The sequence below is a fragment of the Aeromonas eucrenophila genome, from assembly GCF_000819865.1.
Classification (GTDB): domain Bacteria; phylum Pseudomonadota; class Gammaproteobacteria; order Enterobacterales; family Aeromonadaceae; genus Aeromonas; species Aeromonas eucrenophila.
In genome coordinates, this window is sequence record NZ_CDDF01000018.1 from 193,418 (window position 1) to 201,243 (window position 7,826).

Genomic DNA, 7,826 nt, shown 5'->3' on the forward strand with positions numbered 1-7,826 from the left:
CGATGGCTCCCGCCGAGCAGGATCCGCTGCCACAGGCCCATGAGCCGGACCCGCGGTGCCTTCTCCTTTCCTCAGATGGAGGAGGTCCAGCGTCAGGCCCGGCTTGAAATCCCTTTCAAGCCCACGAGGCTGGCGAAGCATGCGCCAACGCAAGATCTCATGGTCAGAGCTGACTCATAATCCCAGCGTTTTGGTTGTAAACTCGGTCGATGGCAGACAATTGGTAATGCTCTGTTACACGGGCAGCACACCTGGCCCGGTATAATGCTCGAATAATAAGGTTTGGCGGGGCCTTGCCTGCAAGGTTCAAACACAACTTGGAATCTCAGGAATCCTATGAAAAACATCAATCCAACCCAGACCAAGGCCTGGCAGGCTCTGGAAACTCACTTCGCGGCTCATCAAGAGACCCAACTCAAGGATCTGTTCGCACAGGATCCCCAGCGTTTCGACAAATTCTCCCTCACCTTCGGTGGCGACATCCTGGTCGACTACTCCAAGAACCTGATCACCGAGGAAACCCTCAAGCTGCTGATCGAGCTGGCCAAGGAGACCGATCTGCGCGGCGCCATCGACGCCATGTTCAACGGTGACAAGATCAACATGACCGAAGGTCGCGCCGTGCTGCACGTGGCCCTGCGCAACCGCTCCGATCGCCCCATCGAGGTGGATGGCAAGGATGTGATGCCGGAAGTGAACGCCGTGCTGGCCAAGATGAAGGGCTTCTGCGAGAAGATCATCGGCGGTGAGTGGAAAGGCTACACCGGCAAGGCGATCCAGCACGTGGTCAACATCGGCATCGGTGGCTCGGATCTCGGCCCGGTGATGATCACCGAGGCGCTGCGCCCCTACAAAAACCACCTGCAGATGCACTTCGTTTCCAACGTCGATGGCACCCACATCGCCGAGACCCTGAAGAAGATCGATCCGGAAACCACCCTGTTCCTGGTGGCCTCCAAGACCTTCACCACTCAGGAGACCATGACCAACGCCCTGACCGCCCGCGACTGGTTCGTCGACATCGCCGGTGACAAAGCCCACGTCGCCAAGCACTTCGCCGCCCTCTCCACCAACGGCAAGGCCGTGGCCGAGTTCGGCATCGACACCGCCAACATGTTCGAGTTCTGGGACTGGGTCGGCGGCCGTTACTCCTCCTGGTCCGCCATCGGCATGCCCATCGCGCTCTCCCTGGGCTTCGAGCACTTCGAGGCCCTGCTGCAAGGCGCCTTCGAGATGGACATGCACTTCGCCACCGCCGCCTATGAGCAGAACGTCCCTGTGCTGCTGGCGCTGATCGGCCTCTGGTACAACAACTTCCACGGTGCCGAGTCCGAGGCAATCCTGCCGTACGACCAGTACATGCACCGCTTCCCTGCCTACTTCCAGCAGGGCAACATGGAATCCAACGGCAAGTTCACCGACCGCAACGGCAACAAGGTCGATTACCAGACCGGCCCCATCATCTGGGGTGAGCCGGGCACCAACGGCCAGCACGCCTTCTATCAGCTGATCCACCAGGGTACCAAGCTGATCCCCTGCGATTTCCTGGCGCCGGCCGTCAGCCACAACCCCATCGGTGACCACCATCCGAAGCTGCTGGCCAACTTCTTCGCCCAGACCGAGGCCCTGGCCTTCGGCAAGAGCAAAGAACAGGTCGAGGCCGAGTTCCTGGCCGCCGGCAAGACGCTGGAGCAGGTCAAGGATCTGGTACCGTTCAAGGTGTTCGAGGGCAACCGTCCCACCAACAGCATCCTGTTCAAGAGCCTGACCCCGAAGACGCTGGGTTCCCTGATCGCCATGTACGAGCACAAGATCTTCGTGCAGGGCGCAATCTGGAACATCTTCAGCTTCGATCAGTGGGGCGTTGAACTGGGCAAACAGCTGGCCAACAAGATCCTGCCGGAGCTGACCACAGACGCGGCCGTCACCAGCCACGACTGCTCCACCAACGGCCTGATCAATACCTGGAAAGCCTGGAAAGCCTGATCCATCACGCTTCCCTGAATGCAAAAGCCCCGCTCATTGAGCGGGGCTTTTTATTGCCGGAAAACCGGCGTTGTCATCGTCTGGATAGCTGACCGGGTGTCCAGGCCGGCCAGAAGACGGGAGTCGTCACCCCCGTCCTTCCATCTGTTGGCTTAGCCGCCGACGGCGATGCGCTTCATGTCCTTCATGTAACCACGCAGGGTATGGCCGATCGCTTCGATCGGGTGGTTGCGGGTCGCCTCGTTGGCGGCCAGCAGCGCCTGGTTGTCGACAGCTTGGCTGTCGGCCTGGCTGGTCCCCAGATCACCGGCCTTCAGAGTCGGCATGAAGTGCTCGCGCAACAGCGGCACGGCGGCGTTGGCGAACAGGTAGTTGCCGTATTCAGCGGTGTCGGAGATCACCACGTTCATCTCGTACAGGCGCTTGCGGGCGACGGTGTTGGCGATCAGCGGCAGCTCGTGCAGGGACTCGTAGTAGGCAGACTCTTCATAGATTCCGGAAGCCACCATGGTCTCGAATGCCAGCTCGACCCCCGCCTTGACCATGGCCACCATGACCACGCCATTGTCAAAGTACTCCTGCTCGGCAATCTTGCCCGCAAACGCCGGGGCATTCTCGAAGGCAGACTTGCCGGTCTCTTCACGCCAGCCGAACAGCTTGGCATCGTCTTCGGCCCAGTCGGCCATCATGCCGCGGGAGAACTCGCCGGCGATGATGTCATCCATGTGCTTCTCGAACAGCGGGCGCATCAGGGTGCGCAGTTGCTCGGACAGCTCGAAGGCGCGCAGCTTGGCCGGGTTGGACAGGCGGTCCATCATCAGGCTGATGCCACCCTGCTTCAGGGCTTCGGTGATGGTCTCCCAACCGAACTGGATCAGCTTGCCGGCGTAGGCCGGGTCTGTACCCTCGGCGACCAGCTTGTCGTAGCACAGCAGGGAGCCGGCCTGCAGCATGCCGCACAGGATGGTCTGCTCACCCATCAGGTCGGATTTCACTTCCGCCACGAAGGAGGACTCCAGCACCCCGGCGCGATCGCCACCGGTGGCGGAAGCCCAGGCCTTGGCGATGGCCATGCCCTCGCCCTGGGGATCGTTCTCCGGGTGCACCGCCAGCAGGGTCGGCACGCCGAAGCCACGCTTGTACTCTTCACGCACCTCGGTGCCCGGGCACTTGGGCGCCACCATGACGACGGTGATGTCGGAGCGGATCTGCTGGCCTTCTTCCACCACGTTGAAACCGTGGGAGTAGCCCAGCGCAGCGCCTTGCTTCATCAGCGGCATGACGGTCTTGACGACGTCGGAGTGCTGCTTGTCCGGGGTCAGGTTCAACACCAGATCGGCGCTCGGGATCAGCTCTTCATAGGTGCCGACCGCGAAGCCGTTGTCGGTGGCCTTCTGCCAGGAGGCACGCTTCTCGGTGATGGCGGCCTTGCGCAGGGCGTAGGAGATATCCAGCCCGGAGTCACGCATGTTCAGGCCCTGGTTCAGGCCCTGGGCGCCACAACCCACAATCACCACCTTCTTGCCCTTGAGCGCCGCACAACCGTCAGCGAACTCTTCGCGCTGCATGAAACGACACTTGCCCAGCTGGGCCAACTGCTGACGCAGGTTCAGGGTGTTGAAATAATTAGCCATGGTGATTGCTCCGTTCGATTGATTCCATGCCGGGTGACGGCGTTGTCGAAACCACTATAGCGCGGGACACTTATTGCCTGAACTGATATATTCGAAACAGTACGTTGCAAGAATTGAAAGACCATTCTTCGCAATCTCGGGCGGTTTCTCCCACTCAATGAATGACGCTGAACGGATATATTCGGCACATGTGCCGTCACAGGAAATGAACGATGGATCTTCGCAATCTCGAGCTGTTTCTCCACCTCGCCGACTCCCTCCACTTCGGCAAGAGCGCCGATGCCATGGCGGTCAGCCCCTCCACCCTGAGCCGCGCCATCCAGCGCCTGGAGCAGGAGACCGGCTGCGTGCTGTTCGAGCGGGACAATCGCAGCGTGCGGCTCACTCCGGCCGGCGAGAAGCTGCGGGAGTTCGGCGGTAGCCTGTTGCAGGAGTGGCGCCAGCTCAAGCAGGAGCTCAGGCGTAGCGATGAGCCACTGCAGGGCCGGCTGCGGGTGTTCTGCTCGGTCACCGCCAGCTACTTCCTGCTGCCCGAGGTGCTCGAGCGTTTCCGTCGCCGTTACCCCCAGCTCGAGATCAAGCTCGAGACCGGCGATCCGGCGCTGGCGGTGGACAAGATCCTGGCCGATGAGGCCGATCTCGCCATCGCAGCGCGACCCGATGCACTCTCCGCCAAGCTGGAATTTGCCAGCCTGCAGCAGGTGCCGCTGGTATTCATCGCACCGCGCACCGCCCCCCAACTCAGTCAGTGGTTCCAGCATGGCGAACCGGACTGGGAGCATCTGCCCCTCATCCTCTCCGAGCAGGGGCTGGCGCGAAAGCGCTGCGATCAGTGGTTCCGCAACAAGGGCATAGCCCCCAACATCTATGCCGAGGTCGCCGGCAACGAGGGCATAGTCGCCATGGTGGCGCTCGGCTTCGGTGTGGGTCTGGTGCCCGCCGCCGTGATCGATCACAGCCCCATGGGAGACAAGGTGCGCATCGCCCTGCCCAAGCCCGCCCTCAAGCCCTTCGATGTCGGCATCGCCGTGCTCAAGAAGCGGCTGGAAGAGCCCCTGATCCGCGCCTTCTGGGACACGGCCCGTGGTCAGGGCACGTTGCGCTGAGGCACTGCGGCGAAAGCGGAGCCAGATAGCGAGCAACCACGCACGCTGGCTCGCCCGATTTTGGTGTCAAATGTGTCAGTATGAAAGGCTCGGGAAAGAGGGGACACTGGCCCGGCAAACCCATCAGCCGGAAATAAGGAGTACGTCGTGAGCCAGCATCTGGTCGAGATCAAGGGTTCCATCCTGTTTGAAGAGTATCTGCAGAGCCTGGGAGTCCGCCGTTGTCAGCTAGAGCAGGAGCAGGAAATCTATCTGCAGGATCGCCACCTGGCCACGGTGCGCCGCATCCGGGGCGAGCTCCGATTTTATCTGCGCGCCAATGCCCTGGTCGCACGCTGACCCGAAATCGGTCACAGAACAAAGGCACAAAGCGTATTAGACTGGCACCATCCGTCACCCTCGCTTTGGGGGTCGCCATGAGGAGTGCCCATGAAACCAAGCGGCCTGGATCGGCTCTTCAAACCCCAGTCAATTGCCGTCATCGGTGCCTCCAGCGACCCGCAGAAGGCGGGTCATGTGGTGATAAGGCATCTGCTCGCGGGCCAGTTCAAGGGCCCCATACTGCCGGTCAGCCCTCATAGCAAGGCCATCGCCGGCGTGCTCGCCTATCCCGATATCGCCAGCCTGCCGCTGGCCCCGGATCTCGCCATTGTTTGCACCAAGCGCGAGCGGGTGTTGCCACTCATCGAGGAGCTCGGCAAGAAGGGCACAGGCGCCGCCATCATTCTGGCCGCCCAGTTCTCGGCAGAGGATCGCCTGCGACTACAGCAGCTGTGCCGGCAATACGGCATCCGCCTGCTCGGCCCCAACAGCATGGGCATGCTGCTGCCGGGTCAGGGCATCAACGCCAGCTTCTCTCCCATCGCCGCCACTCCCGGGCAGGTCGCCTTCCTGTCGCAATCGGCGGCGGTCAGCACCACCATTCTCGACTGGGCCAAGCAGCGTGAACTCGGCTTCTCGGCCTTCGTGTCACTGGGAGATCACTGCGACATCGACTTCGGCCAGCTGCTGGATCAGCTCTCTCGCGATGGCAGCACCCGCGCCATCCTGATCTACATGGACAAGCTGCACGATGCCCGCCACTTCCTCTCGGCGGCACGCGCCGCCTCGCGCAACAAGCCGATCCTGGTGCTCAAGAGCGGTCGCCACGATCCCGCCAACGGCCTCGACAACGTCTATGATGCGGCCATCCGCCGAGCCGGCATGCTGCGGGTGCGGGACACCCACGAACTGTTCGCCACCGTCGAGACCCTCAGCCACTCCTTGACCCTCAAGGGGGAACGGCTCGCCATCCTCTCCAACGGACGCGGCCTCGCCAACATGGCTGCCGACGTGCTGCTGGAGCGCGGCGGCAGGCTGGCCATGACCCCGCTGGACATCGGCAGCGATGCCGATATCGAGGCCTATCGCAGTGCGCTGGACGAACTGCTGCAAGGGGACAAGGCTGACGCCATACTGCTGATCCACGCCCCCTCCCTCACCGCACAGGGCGCACGGCTTGCCAGCAACCTGATCGACTTTATCAAGCAACATCCCAGGGCCAGGCGTTTCAACATCCTGACCAACTGGGCCGGTGAATACTCCGCGCAAGAGGGCCGCCGGCTGTTCAATGAGGCCGGGATCCCCACCTACCGTACCCCGGAGAGTGCGGTCACCGCTTTCATGCACATGGTGGAATACCGCCGCAACCAGAAACAGCTGATGGAGACACCCGCTTCCCTGCAAGGGGGTCGGCTCAACGTCGAACGCTGCCAGCAGCTGATCCGCCAGGCGCAGGATCGCAAACAAAGGGTGCTCGATACCCACCTGGTGCATCCCATCATGCAGGCCGCCGGCCTCTCCACGCTGCCGACCTGGATCGTCTCGGATGCCAGCGAGGCGGCGTTGACGGCAGAGCAGATAGGCTATCCGGTGGCGGTGAAGCTGCGCTCTCCGGACATTGCCCACAAATCGGAAGTTCACGGTGTCATGCTGAACCTGCGCACCTCGGCCGAGGTGGCCCAGGCGGCGGACGCCATTCTGGACAGGGTGCGTCAGCACGATCCGGGAGCCCGGGTAGAAGGCTTGCTGGTCCAGCGTATGGCAAAACGCAGCGGTGGGCTCGAACTGCGCATCCGCCTGCAGCAAGACCCCGTGTTCGGGCCCGTGATCCTGCTCGGGGAATCCGGCGCCGAACCGCACCAGATGGTCGCTGCCCTGCCGCCCCTCAATCAGGCATTGGCGCGCTATCAGATCATCGGTGCCCTCAAGAACGGCAAGATCCGCGAGCAGGCCACCCCCGTGCGGCTCGATATCGATGCGCTCGGTCAGGTGCTGTGCCAACTGTCTGAGCTGCTATTGGCCTTTCCGGAGATCCAGGAGCTGGATCTGCACCCGCTGCAGGCCTGTGGCGACGAGATGGTGATCCTGGATGCCAGACTGGCCCTGATGGAGGAAGGGCAGCAAATGCTGCCGCTGGCCATCCGCCCCTATCCCACCGAATTGGAAGAGGGGGCCTGGCTCAAGGATCAGAGCCATGTGCTGCTTCGCCCGATCCGGCCGGAGGACGAGCCCGCTCACAAGCAGTTCGTGCTCAGGGTATCCGATGAGGACAGGTACAAACGCTTCTTCGCCGACGTGGGGGAGCTGGGTCATGAAGAGTTGGCCCGCATGACCCAGATAGATTACGACCGGGAGATGGCCTTCGTCGCCGTAGGACAGGATGGGGCCTTCAACCAACAGATCCTGGGAGTGGTGCGGGCCATCTCCAATCCGGACCAGTCCGATGCGGAGTTTGCCATCCTGATCCGCTCAGACCTGAAGGGGATAGGGCTCGGCAAGTTGATGATGGAGAAGATAGTGCGCTACGCCAGGGAGCGCGGCATAGGCCAGCTCTCCGGCATGACCATGCCCAGCAATCGCGGCATGATCAATCTGGCCAAGCGACTTGGCTTCCAGATCGATATCCAGTTGGAAGACGGGGTAGTGAATATGATGCTGCCCTGCGTGGAGCAGAGTCAGCAAGATCGGTAAAAGGCTTATAGGCAGGCGTTTATAGCGTAAAAATGAGAAATTTCAGGCAATAAAAAAGCCCGCTCGATTGAGCGGGCTTCTTCTAATT

At 61.9% G+C, this 7,826-nt stretch carries 5 protein-coding genes; 4 read left to right on the forward strand and 1 reads right to left on the reverse strand.

Features of this window, described 5'->3' with window-relative positions; all coding sequences use genetic code 11:
• Positions 1 to 336 precede the first annotated feature (336 nt).
• Positions 337 to 1,986 (forward strand): glucose-6-phosphate isomerase, encoded by a 1,650-nt coding sequence (pgi, locus tag BN1124_RS19570; RefSeq protein WP_042644686.1) that lies wholly within the window; start codon positions 337 to 339, stop codon positions 1,984 to 1,986.
• A gap of 152 nt (positions 1,987 to 2,138) precedes the next feature.
• Here the strand turns inward: pgi and ilvC are convergent, their stop codons facing one another.
• Positions 2,139 to 3,620 (reverse strand): ketol-acid reductoisomerase, encoded by a 1,482-nt coding sequence (ilvC, locus tag BN1124_RS19575; RefSeq protein ID WP_042644688.1) that lies wholly within the window; start codon positions 3,618 to 3,620, stop codon positions 2,139 to 2,141.
• A gap of 212 nt (positions 3,621 to 3,832) precedes the next feature.
• Between ilvC and ilvY the strand changes: the two genes are divergently transcribed.
• The 3 genes from ilvY (at position 3,833) to BN1124_RS19590 (ending at position 7,738) form a co-directional block, all read left to right on the forward strand.
• On the forward strand, positions 3,833 to 4,726 hold the full coding sequence (ilvY, locus tag BN1124_RS19580; RefSeq protein ID WP_042644689.1) for an HTH-type transcriptional activator IlvY: 894 nt from the start codon (positions 3,833 to 3,835) through the stop codon (positions 4,724 to 4,726).
• A gap of 147 nt (positions 4,727 to 4,873) precedes the next feature.
• Positions 4,874 to 5,065 carry a hypothetical protein gene (locus BN1124_RS19585; protein ID WP_042644691.1) on the forward strand — a complete coding sequence of 64 codons (192 nt, stop codon included), beginning with the start codon at positions 4,874 to 4,876 and terminating at the stop codon, positions 5,063 to 5,065.
• Between the two features lie 90 nt (positions 5,066 to 5,155).
• A complete protein-coding gene (locus tag BN1124_RS19590) occupies positions 5,156 to 7,738 on the forward strand; it encodes a bifunctional acetate--CoA ligase family protein/GNAT family N-acetyltransferase (protein WP_042644693.1) in 2,583 nt (860 codons plus the stop codon).
• The last annotated feature ends 88 nt before the right edge of the window (positions 7,739 to 7,826 follow it).